The organism is Bradyrhizobium arachidis, from assembly GCF_015291705.1.
Lineage (GTDB): Bacteria > Pseudomonadota > Alphaproteobacteria > Rhizobiales > Xanthobacteraceae > Bradyrhizobium > Bradyrhizobium arachidis.
In genome coordinates this window covers 9,691,190-9,710,680 of sequence record NZ_CP030050.1, presented here as the reverse complement: position 1 = coordinate 9,710,680, position 19,491 = coordinate 9,691,190, and the positions used below count along the sequence as shown (strand labels likewise).

Annotated in this window: 13 protein-coding genes; 6 read left to right on the top strand and 7 right to left on the bottom strand. The window is 65.3% G+C overall.

Translation table 11 applies throughout. The features are described from left to right. Positions 1 to 48 precede the first annotated feature (48 nt). The 3 genes from WN72_RS45800 (at position 49) to WN72_RS45790 (ending at position 4,706) form a co-directional block, all read left to right on the top strand. Complete coding sequence (locus WN72_RS45800; RefSeq protein WP_092211995.1) at positions 49 to 1,665, top strand: acyl-CoA carboxylase subunit beta; 1,617 nt, start codon at positions 49 to 51, stop codon at positions 1,663 to 1,665. Next, entirely contained in the window at positions 1,662 to 3,635 is a 1,974-nt protein-coding gene (locus WN72_RS45795) for an acetyl/propionyl/methylcrotonyl-CoA carboxylase subunit alpha (RefSeq protein WP_092211997.1), read from the top strand. The genes WN72_RS45800 and WN72_RS45795 overlap by 4 nt, the downstream gene beginning before the upstream one ends. Before the next feature lie 258 nt (positions 3,636 to 3,893). Next, positions 3,894 to 4,706, top strand: a complete 813-nt coding sequence (locus WN72_RS45790) for a hypothetical protein (protein WP_092211999.1) — start codon at positions 3,894 to 3,896, stop codon at positions 4,704 to 4,706. Here the strand turns inward: WN72_RS45790 and WN72_RS45785 are convergent. From WN72_RS45785 to WN72_RS45755, 7 genes are all read right to left on the bottom strand, one after another. Beyond that, the gene (locus WN72_RS45785; RefSeq protein ID WP_092212001.1) at positions 4,678 to 5,664 is read right to left on the bottom strand and encodes an ABC transporter ATP-binding protein; all 987 of its coding nucleotides are present in this window, start codon (positions 5,662 to 5,664) and stop codon (positions 4,678 to 4,680) included. The two genes, WN72_RS45790 and WN72_RS45785, sit on opposite strands and share 29 nt — an antisense overlap. Continuing rightward, the gene (locus tag WN72_RS45780; RefSeq protein WP_092212003.1) at positions 5,661 to 6,668 is read right to left on the bottom strand and encodes an ABC transporter ATP-binding protein; all 1,008 of its coding nucleotides are present in this window, start codon (positions 6,666 to 6,668) and stop codon (positions 5,661 to 5,663) included. Before WN72_RS45780 ends, WN72_RS45785 begins: the two co-directional genes overlap by 4 nt. Then, entirely contained in the window at positions 6,668 to 7,561 is an 894-nt protein-coding gene (locus WN72_RS45775; protein WP_092212006.1) for an ABC transporter permease, read from the bottom strand. The genes WN72_RS45780 and WN72_RS45775 overlap by 1 nt, the downstream gene beginning before the upstream one ends. 9 nt (positions 7,562 to 7,570) lie before the next feature. Next, positions 7,571 to 8,518 (bottom strand): ABC transporter permease, encoded by a 948-nt coding sequence (locus tag WN72_RS45770; RefSeq protein ID WP_027563218.1) that lies wholly within the window; start codon positions 8,516 to 8,518, stop codon positions 7,571 to 7,573. A 36-nt stretch (positions 8,519 to 8,554) separates the two neighbouring features. Beyond that, positions 8,555 to 10,153, bottom strand: a complete 1,599-nt coding sequence (locus tag WN72_RS45765) for an ABC transporter substrate-binding protein (protein ID WP_027563217.1) — start codon at positions 10,151 to 10,153, stop codon at positions 8,555 to 8,557. A gap of 272 nt (positions 10,154 to 10,425) precedes the next feature. After that, positions 10,426 to 11,976: an AMP-binding protein gene (locus WN72_RS45760; protein ID WP_092212008.1), complete on the bottom strand. Its 1,551-nt coding sequence runs from the start codon at positions 11,974 to 11,976 to the stop codon at positions 10,426 to 10,428. A gap of 17 nt (positions 11,977 to 11,993) precedes the next feature. After that, positions 11,994 to 13,148 carry an iron-containing alcohol dehydrogenase gene (locus WN72_RS45755; protein ID WP_027563215.1) on the bottom strand — a complete coding sequence of 385 codons (1,155 nt, stop codon included), beginning with the start codon at positions 13,146 to 13,148 and terminating at the stop codon, positions 11,994 to 11,996. 328 nt (positions 13,149 to 13,476) lie between these two features. On the opposite strand from WN72_RS45755, the gene WN72_RS45750 reads away from it, so the two are divergent. The 3 genes from WN72_RS45750 to WN72_RS45740 all read left to right on the top strand — a co-directional run bounded on the left by WN72_RS45750 (position 13,477) and on the right by WN72_RS45740 (position 19,329). Beyond that, the gene (locus tag WN72_RS45750; protein ID WP_167380576.1) at positions 13,477 to 14,682 is read left to right on the top strand and encodes an efflux RND transporter periplasmic adaptor subunit; all 1,206 of its coding nucleotides are present in this window, start codon (positions 13,477 to 13,479) and stop codon (positions 14,680 to 14,682) included. Further along, positions 14,679 to 17,843, top strand: a complete 3,165-nt coding sequence (locus WN72_RS45745) for an efflux RND transporter permease subunit (protein WP_092212012.1) — start codon at positions 14,679 to 14,681, stop codon at positions 17,841 to 17,843. Before WN72_RS45750 ends, WN72_RS45745 begins: the two co-directional genes overlap by 4 nt. 292 nt (positions 17,844 to 18,135) lie before the next feature. Then, positions 18,136 to 19,329 carry an ABC transporter substrate-binding protein gene (locus WN72_RS45740; protein ID WP_027563212.1) on the top strand — a complete coding sequence of 398 codons (1,194 nt, stop codon included), beginning with the start codon at positions 18,136 to 18,138 and terminating at the stop codon, positions 19,327 to 19,329. Positions 19,330 to 19,491: the final 162 nt, after the last annotated feature.

The following is a 19,491-nucleotide window of genomic DNA, read 5'->3' as shown; positions in this document are numbered from 1 at the left end:
TCCGGGCTCGCGCTACACGCGCCCCGGAATGACGACTGGGAAAGAGTTATGTCCATCCTCGAAAACACCATTTCCCCCGGCAGCACCGCCTACCACGCCAACCGCGACGGCATGCTCGCGCTGATCGACCGCATGCGCGCGCTGGAAGAGCGCACGCGCGCGGCGTCTGCTGCTGCAAAGGACCGCTTCCACAAGCGCGGTCAGCTGCTGCCGCGCGAACGCGTCGCGCTGGTGCTTGATCCCGGCGCGCCCTTCATCGAGCTGTCGACACTCGCCGGCTACATGTTCGACGTGCCGGATGCGAGCAAGAGTGTGCCCGGCGGCGGCGTGATCGCCGGCATCGGCTTCGTCTCCGGCATCCGCTGCATGGTCAGCGCCAGTGATTCCGGCATCGATGCCGGCGCGCTGCAGCCCTACGGCCTCGACAAGACGCTGCGGGTGCAGGAGCTCGCTCTGGAGAACAAGCTGCCTTACGTGCAGCTCGTCGAGAGCGCCGGCGCCAATCTGTTGCGCTACCGCGTCGAGGATTTTGTCCGCGGCGGCAATATCTTTCGCAATCTGGCGCGGCTTTCGGCGGCAGGCTTGCCGGTTGTCACCGTCACGCACGGCTCCTCGACCGCCGGCGGCGCCTACCAGACCGGCCTTTCGGACTACATCGTCATGGTCCGCGGCCGCACCCGCGCCTTCCTCGCGGGGCCACCGTTGCTAAAGGCCGCGACCGGCGAGATCGCTACGGAAGAAGAGCTCGGCGGCGCCGAGATGCACACGCAGGTCTCCGGCCTCGGTGACTATCTCGCCGAGGACGATCGCGACGCGCTTCGCATCGCGCGCGAGATCATGGCGGCGCTGGAATGGGAGCGGCCGGGCCGAGCGGCGTCGGAGTTCAAGCCGCCGCGCTACGATCAGGACGAGCTGCTCGGCATCATGCCGATGGACCACAAGCGCCCAGTCGACATGAAGCAGGTGATCGCGCGGATCATCGACGATTCCGATTTCACTGAGATGGCGGCGAACTATGGTCCCGCCACCGTCTGCGGCCATGCCCGCATCGAGGGCCAGGCCATCGGCATCATCACCAACAATGGCCCGCTCGATCCCGCTGGCGCCAACAAGGCGACGCATTTCATCCAGGCCTGCTGCCAGACCCGCACGCCGATCCTCTATCTCAACAACACCACCGGCTACATGGTCGGCAAGGCCTATGAGGAAGCCGGCATGATCAAGCACGGCTCCAAGATGATCCAGGCGGTGACGTCGGCGACGGTGCCGCAGATCACGATCTATTGCGGTGCCTCGTTCGGTGCCGGCAATTACGGCATGTGCGGGCGCGGCTTCCATCCGCGCTTCTGCTTCTCCTGGCCGAACGCCAAGACCGCGGTGATGGGCGGCGAGCAGGCCGCCGAGACTATGGCGATCGTGACCGAGGCCGCCGCCGCGCGCCGCGGCAAGCCGATCGAGAAGGACAAGTTGGAGGCCATGAAGGCGCAGATCGTCGGTGTGTTCGACGGCCAGATGGACGTGTTCTCCACCAGCGCACGCGTGCTCGACGACGGCGTGATCGACCCCCGCGACACGCGCGCGGTGCTGTCGGAGGTGCTCGCGATCTGCCGCGAGGGCGATTCGCGCGCGCCCCAGCGCATGCAATTCTCGGTGGCCCGCCCATGAGGAACGGATCAGTGCAGCACCGGCCGTTCTATAGGGTTCTGGTCGCCAATCGCGGCGAGATCGCGTTGCGTGTGATGCGCAGCGCGCGGCGGCTCGGCCTCGGCGTCGTCGCGGTTTATTCGGACGCCGATCGCGGCGCGCTCCACGTCAAGCAGGCCGACCAGGCCGTGTGCATTGGTGAAGCCTTGCCGGCGCAGTCCTATCTCAACATCCCCGCGATCATCGCAGCCGCGAAGGCGAGCGGTGCGGACGCAGTGCATCCCGGCTATGGTTTCCTCGCCGAGAATGAAGAATTCGCGCAAGCCTGCAAGGATGCCGGGTTGGTCTTCATCGGCCCGTCGCCGCAGGCGATCGAGGCGATGGGCAACAAGGCCGGCGCCAAGGAGATCATGAAGAAGGCCGGCGTGCCCATCGTGCCCGGCTATCAGGGCGCCGACCAAAGCGACGAGATCATGCTCGCCGAGGCCAAAAAGATCGGCTTCCCCGTGATGATCAAGGCGGTTGCCGGCGGCGGTGGCCGCGGCATGCGGCTTGTGACCGATGCTGCATCGTTTCCGGATGCGCTGCGCAGCGCGCGGTCGGAAGCGAAGGCGGCGTTCGGCGATCCCACCGTGATCGTCGAGCGCGCCATCGAAAATCCACGCCACATCGAGATCCAGGTGTTCGGCGACAGCCACGGCAACGCCATCCATCTCGGCGAGCGCGACTGCTCGGTGCAGCGGCGGCACCAGAAGCTGATCGAGGAGGCGCCGTCGCCGGCCGTCACTTCGGAGCTGCGCGCGAAAATGGGCGAGGTCGCGGTCGCGGCGGTGAAGGCGCTGCGTTACGAGGGCGCCGGCACGCTGGAATTCCTGCTCGATCAAAGCGGGGAGTTCTACTTCATGGAGATGAACACGCGTCTCCAGGTCGAGCATCCCGTAACCGAGGCGATCACCGGGCTCGATCTCGTCGAGCTGCAGCTGCGCGTCGCGCGCGGCGAGGCGCTGCCGGTGAAGCAGCAGGACATCCGCTTCACAGGCCATGCCATCGAGGTGCGGCTGTGCTCGGAAGATGCCGCGCACGACTTCATGCCGCAGTCCGGACGCATGGCGCGCTGGCAGGTGCCTGACGGCATCCGCGTCGAGCATGCGCTGCAATCGGGCTCTGAGATCCCGCCGTTCTACGATTCCATGATCGCCAAGGTGATCGGCCACGGCACGACGCGCGAGGAGGCGAGGGGGCGGCTGATCGTTGGCCTCGAGCAACTCACCGCGTTCGGCGTAACCACCAACCAGGCGTTCCTGATGTCGTGCCTGCGTCACCCCGGCTTTGCCAGGGGCGAAGCCACCACGGCCTTCATCGGCGCGCATCGCGACGAGCTGCTGGCGCCGCGCGCGAACGCCGCATTCGATACGGCACTGGCAGGCCTGCTGCTCTACGTCACCAATTCGCGCGCGCCGTCGTGGCAGGGGGGCCGGAGTCTCGCGGCAACATTCCCGCTGCCGGCAAGAATCGAGATCTCCGGCCAGGCGCACGAGCTCGAAATCACCCGCGAGCGCGATGGCAGCTACATTGTCGCCACCGACAGCCGGAAGGAAACGTTCGAGATCGACCAGCTCGATGCCGATGCCATTCGCTTCCGCCACGATGGCGTGATGGACAGCGCAAAATTCCTGCGGGACGGCGATCGGCTGTATCTCCAGCATCGCGGCATCCCGCTCGCGGTGAATGATCTCACCCTCGCTGCGCCGAAGGCCGCCGCAAGCAACGGCGGCGACGGCAAGGTTCGCGCCGCCATGAACGGCCGCGTCGTCGCTGTGCTGGTCAAGCCGGGCGACCGCGTCACCGCCGGCCAACCGGTGATGACGCTCGAAGCGATGAAGATGGAGCACGTCCACAAGGCCGGCATCGATGGCGTGGTTTCGGCAATCGACGTCACCGAGGGCGAGCAGGTGACGACCGGCAGGATCGTTGTGGAGATCGGGGCGTAGTCGGCGCCGCGAACTCCGCGATTGTAGGGTGGGCAAAGGCGCGAAGCGCCGTGCCCACCAATAGCCGGTGATTTTGCAGGGATCGTGGGCACACTTCGCTTTGCCCACCCTACCGCACCTCCTCGGTCGCGAACTCCGGAAACCTGAATAAGTTCAACGACATTCCAGCTCGCAAAGTTTTGCGCACAATCCTCCTTGAACATTGTTCAATTCCCGACTATCAATAATGAACGTCGTTCAATTCGTCTGGAGCCACGCATGCTGCGCGCAAATGATCCTGTCCAAGCGATCGACACGATACTCCCATCAGTGCGCCGCCGTTTCGCAGTCGGCGCCCCGCACTTCCGCGAGAAATGCCTGATCGCCGCGCTCTTCGTCCTGACCCTGGCGGCGGTCTTCGCGCCGACGCTGCACGCCTCCGCTTGGCCCATCCCGCATTACGTCGACACCCGCTTTTGGCTGGGCGTGCCCAACGCCGGCGACGTACTGAGCAATCTCGCCTTCGTGGCAATGGGCGTCTGGGGTCTGATGCTGCTGCGTGGCCGCAATGATGCGCCCGTGGGCGCAGGCTGCTTCTTCGTGGGCCTGATCCTCACCTGTATCGGGTCGAGCATCTATCATCTGGATCCTGACGCGCCGCAGCGGCTCGTGGCTGATCGTCTCGGCATGGCGGTGGCGTTCGCGGGCTTTCTCGGCATCGCGGCCAGCGAGCGCGTCAGCAAGCGCGCGGGCTTGGCGATGGTGATGCTGATGACGGCTGCGGGCCCGCTCGCGGCCTGGGTGGCGCGCGAGAATCTCACGCCATGGGCGGTCGTGCAGTTCGGCGGCATGGCGCTCGCCGTGGGACTGGCGCTGACGCGGCCCCGGCCCGGTGCGTTCGGCGTGCCGCTCGGCGGCGTGATTGTCTTTTATGTGCTGGCGAAGCTTTTCGAGCTCGGCGATGCGACTATTTTCGAAGCCACAGGACACATCGTCTCGGGCCACACGCTCAAGCATCTCTCCGCAGCGCTGGCAGCCTGGCCGGTGATCAGCGCGCTACGGCCTACTGGCTCCGCCCCGTCCCTTCATTGAGCAAGCACGCCACCTGGTGCCCGTCGCCCGCATTCACCAGCGCCGGCCGTTCGGTCTTGCATCGCTCCATCGCAAACCGGCAGCGCGTGTGAAACGCGCAGCCGGAGGGCGGATTGACCGGGCTCGGCACGTCGCCATCGACCAGCGGCGCCAGCTTCTTCGCGAGCGGGTTGGCGATCGGCACGGAAGCGAGCAGGGCCTGCGTGTAGGGGTGGCGTGGGTTCCTGAACAGCTCGTCCTTGTCGGCGATCTCGACGATGCGGCCGAGATACATCACGGCGACACGATGGCTGATATGGGCGACCACGGCGAGGTCGTGCGCGATGAAGAGATAGGAGAAGCCGTGCTGGCGTTGCAGGTCGATCAGGAGGTTGATTACCTGCGCCTGGATCGAGACGTCGAGCGCGGACACCGGCTCGTCACAGACGATCAGACGCGGTTCCAGCGCGAGTGCCCGCGCGATGCAGATGCGCTGGCGCTGGCCGCCGGAGAATTGATGCGGGAAATTGCGCATCTGGTCGGGCCGCAGGCCTACCTGCTCAAACAGTTTTGCAACGCGCGCCTCCAGGGCCTTGCCGGTGGCGAGGCCGTGCACGGCGAGCGGCTCGCCGACGATATCGCCTGCGGTCATGCGCGGATTGAGCGAGGCGAACGGGTCCTGGAACACGATCTGCATCGAACGGCGATGCGGGCGCAGCGCCGTCTTGGATAGATGCGTGATGTCCTCGCCGTCGAGACGGATCTGGCCCGAGGTCGGCTCGACCAGCCGCAGCACGCTGCGCGCCACCGTCGACTTGCCGCAGCCGGATTCGCCGACGAGCCCGAGCGTCTCGCCGGCGCCAAGCGAGAACGAGACGCCGTCGACCGAGTGCACGGTGCCCACCTGCCGCCGCAGCACGCCGGCGCGCACCGGATAATATTTCTTGAGGTCGGTGACTTCGAGCAGAGCCTGGGTCATGCCACCTCCGCAACTTCAGCCGCACGCCAGCACGCCGCGAGATGGCCGCCGCCCCAATCCGCCAGCGGCGGATATTCTGCCTCGCAGCGCTTGATCGCGAGCTTGCAGCGCGGCGCGAAAGCGCAGCCCTTCGGCAGCCGCACCAGCGACGGCACGGTGCCGGGAATCTCGTTGAGCCGCTCCTGCGCCGCGACGCCGGACGCTGGCACGGACGGGATCGAGGCCATCAGCCCGCGCGTATAGGGATGCTTCGGCGCCGCGAACAGCGCCTCGACGCTGGCTTCCTCGACCTTCCGCCCCGCATACATCACGATCACGCGCTGCGCGGTCTGGGCGACGACGCCGAGGTCGTGCGTGATCAGCACCAGACCCGTGCCGAGCTCCTTCTGGAGATCGAGGATCAGCGCCAAAATCTGCGCCTGGATGGTGACGTCGAGCGCGGTGGTCGGCTCGTCCGCGATCAGCAGCGCCGGCCGGCAGGCCAGCGCCATCGCGATCATCGCGCGCTGGCGCATACCGCCGGAAAGCTGATGCGGATACTCCTTCGCGCGCCGCGCCGGCTCGGGGATGCGCACCAGCCGCAGCATCTCGACCGCGATGTTTTGCGCCTCCTTCGACGAGATGTTCCGGTGCAGCCGCACGGCCTCGACGATCTGGTCGCCGATCCGCATCACCGGGTTGAGCGAGGTCATCGGCTCCTGGAAGATCATGGAGATGCGATTGCCCCGGATCTTGCGCATCTGGGCTTCGTCCAGCGCCAGCAGATCGGTGCCTTCGAGCGTAACAGATCCGCCGACGATGCGTCCGGGCGGATCGGGCACCAGCCGCATCAGGGACAGCGCGGTGACGCTCTTGCCGCAACCGGATTCGCCGACGATCGCCAGCGTCTCGCCGCGCTTCACCGTGAAGGAAACGTCGTCGACCGCCTTGAACAGCCCCGAATTGGTGAAGAACACCGTCTTCAGGTTCTTCACATCGAGCACGAGGTCGGATTCTTTCGCCATCAGCCGCGCTGCCGGGGATCGAGGATGTCGCGCAGGGCGTCGCCGAACAAATTGGCGCCGAACACGGCGAGACTGATCGCGATGCCCGGGAAGATCACCAGCCACGGCGCAGTGCGGACATATTCGGCGGCGGACTCGGAGAGCATGCGGCCCCAGGACGGATAAGGCTCGGGAATGCCGAGACCGAGGAAGGAGAGCGAGGCTTCGGTGAGGATGGTCGAGCCGAGCTGGGCGGTGGCGAGCACGATCAGCGGCGCCAGCGTGTTGGGCAGCACATGGCGCAGTGCGATGCGGACCTCGCTCATGCCGATCGACTTGGCGGCCTCGACGAAGGGCTGCTCGCGCAGCGCCAGCGTGTTGGCGCGGATGACGCGCGACACGGTCGGAATCAGCGGAATGGCAATGGCGATGATGACGTTCGGCAGTGACGGGCCGAGCGCCGCCGTCATGATCAGCGCGAGGACCAGCAGCGGCAGCGCCTGGAGGATGTCGGAGACGCGCTGGAACACAAGGTCGACCCAGCCGGAGAGATAGCCGGAGGTGAGGCCGACGATGACGCCGATCGTGCCGCCGAGCGCGGTCGAGCCGATGCCCACCGCGAGCGAGATCCGCGCGCCGTGGATGATGCGGCTGAACACGTCGCGGCCGAACGAATCCGTGCCCATCCAGTGTGCCCAGCTCGGCCGCGCCAGCGCACGCGCGGCATCGACGGTGAGTGGATCATAGCGCGCGATGAAGTCGGCGAAGATCGCGGTCAGCACGAACACCGTCATGATGACGAGCCCGGCCGCGCCAAGCACGTGTCGCTGCGCCATGAACAGCACGCGTCGCCAGCCTCCGGTCGCGTTCGCCCCGGCGCGTCTCAGCTCAACGTCAAAGTCGATCGCGGCCAAACAGCTCTCCTAATCCGTGTACCTGATCCGCGGGTCGAACACCGCGTAGAGCATGTCGACGGTGAAATTCGCGAACACCACGACGACCGCGATGAACATCACGAGGTTCTGCACGATCGGATAATCGCGCCAGCGGATCGCCTCGACCAGGAAGCGGGCGACGCCGGGGATGTTGAACACGGTCTCGGTGACGATCAGGCCGCCGATCAGGAATGCCGCCTCGATGCCGATCACGGTGATGACGGGCAGGATCGCATTCTTCAGCGCGTGGTGATAGTTCACGGCGGCATCGGAGGCACCCTTGGCGCGCGCGGTGCGGATATAGTCCTGCCGCAGCACCTCCAGCATCGAGGACCGCGTGATGCGCATAGTCAGCGCCGCGCTGCGGAAACCGACGGCGGCGGCCGGCACGGCGTAGGTCGCGAATGCCTCGAGCCAGGTCTGCGGATTGGGATTGAAGATCGGCATCTGGCCGAACATCGCCACCGACGCCGTGAGGATGAGGAGGCCAAGCCAGAACGAGGGCAGCGACAGGCCGCTGAGGCTGACGACGCGCAGCGCGTAGTCGAGCCGCGTTCCCTGTTTCACCGCGCTGATGACGCCGAGCGGGATGCCGATCGATGCCGAGAACAACAGCGCAAGGCCGGCGAGCCGCGCGGTGATCGGAATCCGCGGCAATATCTCCTGCAACGCCGGCTTCTCGGAGACGTAGGAATAGCCAAAATCGCCGCGCAGGAAACCGCTGATCCAGTGCCAATACTGCACGATCAGCGGCTGGTCGATGCCGAGCTCCTTTTCCAGATTGGCCTTGTCGGCGGGATCGACATAGCCGGCGGCGGCGAACAGGATGTCGACGATGTTGCCGGGCACGATGCGCAGCAGGAAGAAGATGACGACCGAGATCCCGAACAGGGTCACGAGCATCAGGAACAGGCGCCGCACCAGATAGGCAAACATGCATCGCCTCCTGTCGAACCCGTCAGCCGCCCGCCGCTACTTGTCCATCCACACGTCCTCGTAGCGGTACCCATTATAGGAGCTGTTCGACATCACCGTCACGCCCTTGACATAGGGCTTCCAGCAGGTGCCGGTGCGCGCATGGAAGATGATCGGGCGGGCGACGTCCTCCTGCAACTTCTTGTCGATCTCCCACACCAGCTTCTTGCGTTTGGCGATGTCGGTCTCCTGCGACTGCACGTCGAACAGCTTCTCGATCTCCTTGTTGCAATAGTTGGTGTAGTTGCGCTCCGAGCCGCAGGAATAGTTCTCGTAGAAGGACTGGTCGGGATCGTCGACCGCGTTGCCGGTGAGGTTCAGGCCGAGCATGTAGTCCTTGCGCGCGACCTTCGGGAACCAGTTTGCGGTCTCCACCACGTCGAGCTCGCCGTCGATATAGATGCTCTTGAGCTGGTCGATCAGGATCACCGCGGGATCGCGGTAAACCGGGATGTTGCGGGTCGAGATCTTCACCGCGAGATGCTTGTCCGGCCCGTAACCGGCCTTCTGCATCAGCTTCTTGGCCTGCTCGCGGTTGGCGTTCACGTCGGGTCCATAGCCCGGAATGCTCTCCAGCATCTCCTTCGGCATCGCCCACAGCCCGGCCGGCGCAGGTTCCATGGTGCCGCCGATGTCGCCCTGACCCTCGAACATGATGTTGATGAAGGCCTTGCGGTCGAGCGCCAGCGCCATGGCCTTGCGGATGTCGGCATTGTCGAACGGCGCAGCGGTCGAATTGACGATGATGTTGGTGGCGACGTTGTTGGGCTCGACGACGCAGACCGCGCTCGGATCCTGCGATTTGACGTCCTTGAGCAGCGGAATGCTTACCTCGGTCGGGAAGGTCATGTCGAACTTGCCGGCGACGAAGGCGAGGATCGCGGTCGAGCGGTTCGGGATGATGGTGAACTCGATGCCGTCGAGATAAGGCCGGCCCTTGCGCCAATAGTCGGTGTTGCGGGTCAGCTTGATCGATTCGTTGGCCTTGAACTCGACGAACTTGAACGGGCCGGTGCCGATCGGATGCGTGCGCATGTCGCCGGGCGAGACGTGGCAGGGATAGACCGGCGTGTAGCCCGAGGCGAGCAGCGCCAGCAGCGACGGCTGCGGCCGCTTCAGGTTGAAGGAGACCTCGAAATCGCCGTTGGTCGAGACGTCATTGACTTGCTCGTACCAGGTCTTGCGCGGATTCTGCCGGAACTTCTGCTGCGCCTTGCCCATCAGCATGTCGAAGGTGCATTTGACGTCGGCCGAGGTGAACGGCTTGCCGTCGTGCCATTTCACGCCCTGGCGGAGCTTGAAGGTCAGCGTCTTGTTGTCGTTCACCCAGGCCCAGCTCTCGGCGAGCTCCGGGACGATGTTGTCCATCCTGTTCTGGGCTTCGTCCTGCTTGTAGATAACGAGGTTGTTGAAGACGGGCATGAAGGGAACATTGAGCGAATAGGTCGCGCCTTCATGGATCGAGGCGTTGCCAGGGCTGTCGCGGTGATACATCCGCAGGATTCCGCCCTGTTTGGGCTCGCCGGCGACCGCAATGGTCGAAAACGCCAGCAAAGATAGCGCCGCCGTCGCGGCGAGCGCCCGCACGCTCCGCATCCTCGTCCTCCCTGGACATTAGTTCTTTTGGGCCTTTTGTGGCCTGTTTGTCAGGACGATAGCGACGCGAATAGAGGGAGGCAACCCGTAACGCCGCAAGCCGCCTCGACAATTCGGATGACGGAAGGCCGCAGGGGTTCACACTTTCATCATGTGAGAGTGCAGGTGCGAAGAGCTGGTTCCTGTGTGGATTTTTGTGCGCAGTTGCATCGCCAACCTCCGCCGTCGTCCCGGGTTCGCGACTTCGTCGCGCCCCGGGACGACAGCGGGGCTCACACGATCCGCGACGTCTTGTTGCCCCAATACCGATCCCTTAGCAGCCGCTTGTACAGCTTGCCGGTCGGGAGCCGCGGCAACTCCTTCTCGAAGTCCACCGAGCGCGGCACCTTCTGCCGCGACAGCGACGCCCCGCAGAAGGCGATCAGCTCTTCGGCAAGCGCCGGGCCCGGCACCACGCCCGGCATCGGCTGCACCACCGCCTTCACCTCTTCGCCGAGATCGGGATTGGGCACGCCGAACACGGCGGCATCGGCGACCTTCGGGTGGGTGATCAAGAGATTCTCGCATTCCTGCGGATAGATGTTCACCCCGCCCGAGATGATCATGAAGGTCGCGCGGTCGGTCAGATACAGGAAGCGGTCCTCGTCGACATAGCCGACGTCGCCGACCGTGCTCATGTTGCCGTCGGCCGAGCGCGCTTCCTTCGTCTTCTCCGGATCATTGAAATATTCGAACGGCGATCCCGTCTTGAACCAGACTTGCCCCGGCGTTCCGGTCGGGCGTGGCTGCATGTTCTCGTCGAGAATATGGAGGTCGCCGAGCAGCACCTTGCCGACGGTGCCGCGATGCGCCAGCCATTCCGCGCTGTTGCAGGCGGTGAAGCCGAGGCCTTCGGTGGCGCCGTAATATTCGTGGATGATCGGACCCCACCATTTGATGATGTCGTCCTTGACGAGGGCCGGGCAGGGCGCGGCGGCATGGATCGCGATCTCCAGCGAGGAGAGGTCGTAACGCTTGCGCACCTCCTCCGGCAGCTTCAGCATCCGCGAGAACATCGTCGGCACCAGCTGGGTGTGGGTGATGCCCCATTGTTGCACCAGCTGGAGATAGCGCTCGGGATCGAACGTCTCCATGATGATCACGGTGCCGCCCATGCGGATCGTGAGATTTACCGCGGCCTGCGGCGCCGAGTGATAGAGCGGGGCCGGCGACAAGTAGACCATGCCCTCGCGGTAGTGCCAGAGTTTCGTCAGGAAATCGAACAGCGGCAGATTCTGTTTTGGCGGCTCCTCCGGCAGCGGCCGCAAAATGCCCTTCGGCCGTCCCGTCGTGCCCGATGAATACAGCATCGCAGTGCCAAGCCATTCGTCCGCGATCGGCGTCGCCGGCAGATCGGCGGTCACATCCGCCAGCCCGACGATGCGCTCGCTCTCGCCGGGACCGTCGGCGACGATGCAGAGCCTGACGTCGGGGCAGGCGTTGATGGCCTCACGTGCGATGTCCAGCTTCGCCCTGGAGGTGATCAGGATTTTCGACTGGCTGTTGACGAGGAGATAGGCGAGCTCGCCGGGCGTCAGGAACGAGTTGATGCAGGTGTAGTAGAGCCCCGAGCGCTCGCCCGCGCCGCAGGCTTCGAGATAGCGCGCATTGTTCTCCATGAAGATCGAGTAGTGGTCGAGCCGCTTCAAGCCGTGCCTGCGGAACAGATGCGCCAGGCGATTGCTGCGCGCCTCCAGCTCGCGATAGGTGACGGCCTCGCCTGTCGCGGCCATGATGAAGGCGGGCTGCAGCGGGCGCAGGCGGGCGTGGTGACCTGTGTACATCTATCCTCCGGCTTGGATCATGCGGCGAGAAGCAGGATTTCGCGGATATCGGCGGGGCCGTCGATCCTGCGCGGGTTGCGCGGGATCCAGTTGGTGCGCATCGCCTGTTCGGCGATGGCGTCGAAATGCTCCGGCGTGACCCGCATCTCGGCAAGGCTGCGTGGCATGCCGAGCGAGCGGATGAAGGCATCCAACACGTCGGCGGCGTTGTGGCCGGGAAAGCCCATCGCGGCGGCGACGATCATCTGGCGCTCGGCATTGTCGCGTGCGTTCCAGCGCATCACCGCCGGCAGCATGATGCAGGAGGTGTAGCCGTGCGGCACGTCGAACGCCGCGCCCAGCACATAGCCGATGCCGTGGCTCGCCCCCATCGGCACCCCGGCCGCGAGCGCGCCCATCGACAGCCAGGTGCCGATCTGCGCATCCATCCGCGCGTCGAGATCGGCAGGGTCGGCCTTCACCCGCGGCAGCGCGTCGGCAAGCATGGCAAGGCCCTTGACCGATTGCGCATCGGCATAGGGATGCGTCTCGCGCGAGCAGATCGCCTCGACGCAGTGATCGAGGGCGCGAATGCCGGTCGAGAGGAACAGCCATTCCGGCGTGTGCACGGTGATGCCTGGGTCGAGAATGGTCGCGCGCGGCACGGTGAGCGGATGCCGCAGCATCTGCTTCACATGCGTAGCGCGGTCGGTCACGCCTGCGATGGAGCTGAATTCGCCGCCGGCGATGGTGGTCGGCACGCTGACCTGGCGCACGCTTGGCGCCGTCATCTCCGGCGCAACGCCCTTGTGCACGCGGATGCGGTCGATGCCGTCGATCGTGTCGATGCCATTCGCAAGACAGAGCTGCACCGCCTTGGCGCCGTCGGTGATCGAGCCGCCGCCCACGGTGACGATCAGATCGGCGCCCACCTCGCGCGCTGCGTTGGTGGCGGCAATGACGGCCTCGCGCGGCGTGTGTGCCGGCATGGCGTCGAACAGGCCGGCACAGCGTTCGCCGAGCGCGTCCTTGATTTTCGTGATTTCGTCGGTCTGCCGGTTCAGCGTGCCTGAGACCATCAGGAAGGCGCGGCGTGTTCCCAGCCGGTCCATCTGCGCGACGATGGCATCCGCCGCCGGATGGCCGAACACGACCTCCTCGATCGCGCCGTAGACGACACGTCCCTGGTGCACGCCGGTCCTCCCCGGACAATTCGTCTTGTTTTTGGAAGGCAAGTCTAGCCGAGCGCCCGCCGCCCGTCATGTGCGAAGACGCTGGCCGCTTACCCTCCCCCTCCAGGGGAGGGTGGAGAACGCCGCGCCTTCATCGCCAACTCATTGGCACCAACCGCCGCGTGTGCGCCCACCTCACCCACTGTCAACCCGCCATCCGGTCAGGCCATGCGTTGTACTATTGCACGCGCATTGGTCTTGAAGAGTTCATCATTGCCGCCCATCTTGTGTCGCCCGCGAGCAGGCGCGTACCCTGCTTTTTCCGCGGCTTTTGATGCGAGGACCTGGGATGACTGGACCGGACGGAAGCGAGCCATTTGTCAAAAAGCACGATTTCGTTCAGATGCGGCATTACGCGATCGCGGGTCTCCTCGCCGCTTCCTTCGCGCTCGCGGGCTGCGGACAGCCGGCCTCGCAAGCGTCTGCGCCGCCGCCCGCGCCGGTGACGGTCGCCCAGCCGGTCAAGCGCACCGTCACTGATTGGGACGAGTTCACCGGCCGCTTCGAGGCGATCGAGGAGGTGCAGGTGCGCCCGCGCGTCGGCGGCTTCGTCAACTCGGTCGAATTCCAGGACGGCGCCATCGTGCGTCAGGGCGATCTGCTCTACGTGATCGACCCGCGTCCGTTCGAGGCTGTGGCCGAGCAGGCCGACGGCCAGCTGTCCGACGCGCGCGCCAAGGTGGAGCTGGCCAAGCGCGAGCTCGACCGCGGCCTGAACCTGGTCCAGACCAGCGCGGTCTCCGAGCAGGTCGTCGACCAGCGCCGCCAGGCCTTGCAGGCCGCGCACGCTGCGGAGACGCAGGCCGCGGGCGCGCTGAAGGCCGCTCGCCTCAACATCGAGTTCACCCATGTCACCGCGCCGCTCACCGGGCGCGTCAGCCGCCATCTCGTCAGCCCCGGCAATCTCGTGCAGGGCAGCGATACCGGCACTTCGACACTGCTCACCTCGATCGTCGCGCTCGACCCGATCTACGTCTATTTCGACATGGACGAAGCGACCTTCATCAAATACAGCAAGCTGTGGTTCGAGGGTAAGCGCCCGAGCTCGCGCGATACCGCAAACCCGGTTCAGGTGACGCTCGCCGGCGAGACCAAGCCGTCGCATGACGGCTCGATCAACTTCCTCGACAACCGCCTCGATGTCTCCACCGGCACGCTGCGCAGCCGCGCCGTGGTCAAGAACACCGATCTGTCGATCCTGCCCGGCCAGTTCGGCCGAGTCCGCCTGATCGGCAGCGCGCCCTATGAGGCGCTGCTGATTCCGGACGCCGCGGTCGCGACCGACCAGTCCCGCAAGATCGTGTTCGTAGTCAAGCCTGACGACACCGTCGAGGCGCGCGCCGTGGTACTCGGTCCGCTCGACGAAGGCTTGCGTGTGATCCGCGACGGGCTCAAGCCCGACGATCGCGTCATCGTCAACGGCATCCAGCGCGCCCGCGTCGGCGCCAAGGTCGCCCCGCAGACTGCTCAAGCGCCGGCCGGTGGCAAGTCATGAATCTTGGCCGTCTCTCCATCAACCAGCCCATCCTCGCGATGGTGCTGTCGATCGTGCTGCTGATCGTCGGCGCGATCGCCTACACCACGCTGCCGGTCTCCGAATATCCGCAAGTGGTGCCGCCGACCGTCGTCGTCACCACGCAATATCCCGGCGCCTCCGCGCAGACCGTGTCCGACACGGTCGCGGCCCCCATCGAGCAGGAGATCAACGGCGTCGAGGACATGCTGTATCTCTACAGCCAGGCGACCTCCAACGGCCAGCTCACCATCACCGTCACCTTCAAGCTCGGCACCGACCTCGACAAGGCCCAGGTGCTGGTGCAGAACCGCGTCGCGATCGCGCAGCCGCGGCTTCCTGAGGAAGTCCAGCGCAACGGCGTCACGACGCGCAAGAACTCGCCCGACATCCTGATGGTCGTGTTCATGCTGTCGCCGGACGACACGTTCGACCAGCTCTACATCTCCAACTACGCGCTGCTCCAGGTCCGCGACCAGCTGCTGCGCCTCGACGGCGTCGGCGACATCCAGATCTTCGGCGCGCGCGACTACTCCATGAGGTTGTGGCTTGACCCCGACCGCATCGCCAATCTCGGCCTGACCTCGACCGAGGTGATCGCGGCGATCCGCGCGCAGAACATCCAGATCGCAGGCGGCCAGGTTGCCGAGCCGCCGATCACCGACCGCGCGTTCCAGCCGAATCTCGTGTTCACCGGACGCCTGAAGGATCAGAGACAGTTCGAGGATATCCTGATCAAGGCCGGCTCGGACGGCCGAACCGTGCGTCTACGCGATGTCGCCCGCATCGAGCTCGGTGCGCTCTCCTACTCCACCAACAGCTTCCTGTTGCGCAAATCGGCCGTCGGCATGCTGGTGACGCAGCGGCCCGGGTCGAACGCGCTGGCGACCGCGAAAAGCATCTCCGACACCATGGTCAAGCTGAAGGAGAGTTTTCCGAAAGGCCTCGACTACAATATCGGCTACAATCCGACCGAGTTCATCGCGCAATCCGTCCACGAGCTGATCAAGACCATCTACGAGGCCATGCTGCTTGTGGTCGTCGTGGTGCTCGTGTTCCTGCAGGGCTGGCGCCCGGCGATCATCCCGATCATCGCGATTCCGGTCTCGCTGGTCGGCACCTTTGCGGTGATGGCGGCGCTCGGCTTCTCCATCAACAATCTCACGCTTTTCGGCCTCGTGCTCGCCGTCGGTATCGTCGTCGACGACGCCATTGTGGTGGTCGAGAATGTCGAGCGGCATCTCGAGCATGGCCTCAGTCGGCGCGATGCCGCGCTGAAAACCATGGAGGAGGTCGGCGGCGCGCTGGTCTCGATCGCGCTGGTGCTATGTGCCGTGTTCGTGCCGACGGCGTTCCTTGGCGGCATTTCCGGGCAATTCTTCCAGCAATTCGCCGTCACCATCGCGGTTGCGACCGCGATCTCCTGCTTCTGCTCGCTGACGCTGTCGCCGGCGCTGGCCTCGCTGATCCTCACGCCGCACGAGGAGAAGCGGCCGCCGGCGGCCTGGAACGTCATCGCGCGCGGATGGAATGCCTTCACCGGCGTCTTCAACCGCGTGTTCGACCGGCTGTCGCATGGCTATGCGGGTCTTGCGAATTTCGTGATCCGGCACTCGGTGGTGATGTTGCTGATCTACGTCGTGCTGATCGGCAGCGCCGGCTGGCTGATCGGGACCACGCCGCAGGGCTTCATCCCCGCGCAGGATCGCGGCTACGTCATCGTCTCCGTGCAATTGCCCGGCGCGGCGTCGCTGGCGCGCACCACCGAGATCGTGCGCGAGATCGAGCGGATCGCGCTGGATACCCCGGGCATCATCCGAGTTGCCGTCTTCGCCGGCTTCTCGGGTGCGACGCGCACGCAGCAGGGCAACGCAGCGGCGCTGTTTCCGGTGTTCGATGAACCCGAGGTGCGCCTGAAGAAGGGGCTGACGGCGAACGCCATCACGGCCGAGCTGCGCAAGCGGCTCGCCGCGCTCCAGGGCGCGTTCATCATCGTCATTCCGCCGCCGGCCGTCCCCGGCATCGGCACCGGCGGCGGCTTCACCATCCGCATCCAGGACCGCCAGGGCCGCGGGCCGGAGCTGCTCGCCGCAGCCACCGACGAGCTTGTCGCCGCTGCGCGCAAATCGCCGTCGCTGCTCGGCCCCACGGTGTTCTCGCCGTTCACGGCGAATACGCCGCAACTCTTCGTCGACATCGACCGCACCAAGGCGCAGAAGCTCGGCGTTCCCATCGCCAACGTCAACGACACGATCCAGACCTATTTCGGATCGACCTATGTCAACGACTTCAACCTGTTCGGCCGCACCTATCACGTCACGGCGCAGGCAGACTTCCCGTTCCGGAAAGAGCCAAGCGACCTCGCGCGGCTGCGCACGCGCAACGCCTCCGGCGACATGGTGATGCTGGGCAGCGTGGTCGAGTTCAAGGACGTCTCGGGCCCCGACCGCGTCGCGCGCTACAATCTCTATGCGGCCTCCGAACTGCAGGGCGAGCCGGCGCCGGGCGTCAGCTCGACCACCGCGCTCAACACCATCAAGAAGCTCGCCGACGACATCTTGCCGAGCGGCTTTACCTTCGAATGGACCGACCTGTCCTATCAGCAGATCACCGGCGGCAATGCGGGCCTCTACGTGTTCCCGATCTGCGTGCTGTTCGTCTATCTCGTGCTCGCCGCGCAATATGGCAGCTGGACGCTGCCCTTCGCGGTGATCCTGATCGTGCCGATGTGCCTGCTCGCCGCCACCATCGGCGTGCGAATCATGGGGCAGGACGTCAACGTCCTGACCCAGATCGGCTTCGTGGTGCTGGTGGGGCTAGCTGCAAAGAACGCGATCCTGATCGTCGAGTTCGCGCGCGACATCGAGAACGAAGGCAAGCCGCGGCTGGAGGCCGTGATCGAGGCCTGCCGCCTGCGTTTGCGGCCGATCCTGATGACGTCCTTCGCCTTCATCCTCGGCGTCCTGCCGCTGGTGATCTCGAGTGGCTCCGGCTCGGAGATGCGGCAGGCGGTCGGCGTTGCCGTGTTCTTCGGCATGATCGGCGTGACGCTGTTCGGGCTGCTGTTCACCCCGATCTTTTACGTCGTGGTGCGGAACCTCGCCGAAGGGCGGCGCGACAAGAAGCCGGAGGTGGCGGCCTGACGATGGTCAGGTTGCCATCGGCACCTCCACACCCACCGCTGTCGTCCCCGCGAAGGCGGGGACCCATAACCCCAGGGAGAAGTGGTGGCGCGAAGGGGGTAACCACGAGTCTTCGTCAAACCACTCCCTGTGGTTATGGGTCCCGGATCTTCGCTTCGCTCGTCCGGGACGACAGCTGTTGTTTGGCGCGCTCCCTCCATACTAACGACCAACATGAAATGGATGGGCAGGGCCGGGGTTCTTCACTACTATCCGCGCGATTTCAAAACAGAACACTGCTGGGAGCTAACTCATGAAATCATCCCTTTTGGCCGCCGTCGCAATGTCGGCCCTGCTGCTGGCGGCACCGGCCTCCGCGCAAGGCGTCAAGATCGGCATCCTCAACGATCAGTCCGGCGTCTATGCCGACTATGGTGGCAAATGGTCGGTCGAGGCCGCCAAGATGGCGATCGAGGATTTTGGCGGCGAGGTTTTGGGCCAGAAGATCGAGCTCGTCACCGCCGACCACCAGAACAAGCCTGACCTTGCGACCTCGATCGCCCGGCGCTGGTATGACGTCGAGAACGTCGACATGATCACGGAGCTGACGACCTCCTCGGTCGCGCTCGCGGTCCACGAGCTTTCCAAGGAGAAGAAGAAGGTCGACATCGTCGTCGGCGCCGCGACCTCGCGGCTCACCGGCGATGCCTGCCAGCCCTACGGCTTCCACTGGGCCTATGACACCCGCGCGCTCGGCGTCGGCACCGGCGGTGCGCTGACCAAGGCCGGCGGCGACACCTGGTTCTTCCTCACCGCGGACTACGCCTTCGGCTATGCGCTGGAGAAGGACACCAGCGAGATCGTCACCGCCAATGGCGGCAAGGTGGTCGGCTCGGTGCGCGTGCCGCTCAACTCCTCCGACTTCTCCTCCTTCCTGCTGCAGGCGCAGAGTTCGAAGGCGAAGATCGTCGGTCTCGCCAATGCCGGCCTCGACACCACCAACTCGATCAAGCAGGCGGCCGAGTTTGGCATCGTCTCCGGCGGCCAGAAGCTCGCGGGCCTCCTGATGACGCTTGCCGAGGTGAACGGCCTCGGTCTTCAGGCCGCGCAAGGTCTGGTGCTGACCGAGGGCTATTACTGGGATCTCAACGACAAGACCCGCAATCTCGGCGAACGCTTCCTCAAGCGCACCGGCCGGATGCCGAGCATGATCCATGCCGGCACCTATTCGGCGACGCTGAGCTACCTGAAGGCGGTCAAGGCCGCCGGCACCAAAGACCCGGAGGCCGTTTCCAAGAAGCTGAAGGAGCTACCGGTCAACGACGATTTCGCGCAAGGCGGCAAGGTGCTCGAGAACGGCCGCATGGTCCACGACATGTATCTGTTCGAGGTCAAGAAGCCCTCGGAGTCGAAGAAGCCCTGGGATTATTACAAGCTGCTCGCCACCGTTCCCGGCGACAAGGCGTTCTTCTCCGCCAAGGACAGCGGCTGCCCGCTGACGAAGTGACGCGTAGCGTCATTCCGGGGCGATGCGAAGCATCGAACCCGGAATCTCGAAGCTCCGAGTCCGGCGCCAGCGCCACACATTCCGCTGTCGTCCCGGACAAGCGCGCCTCAAGCGCGCGCCGATCCGGGACCCATAACCACAGGCCGGTGTGGTTACGGAGAC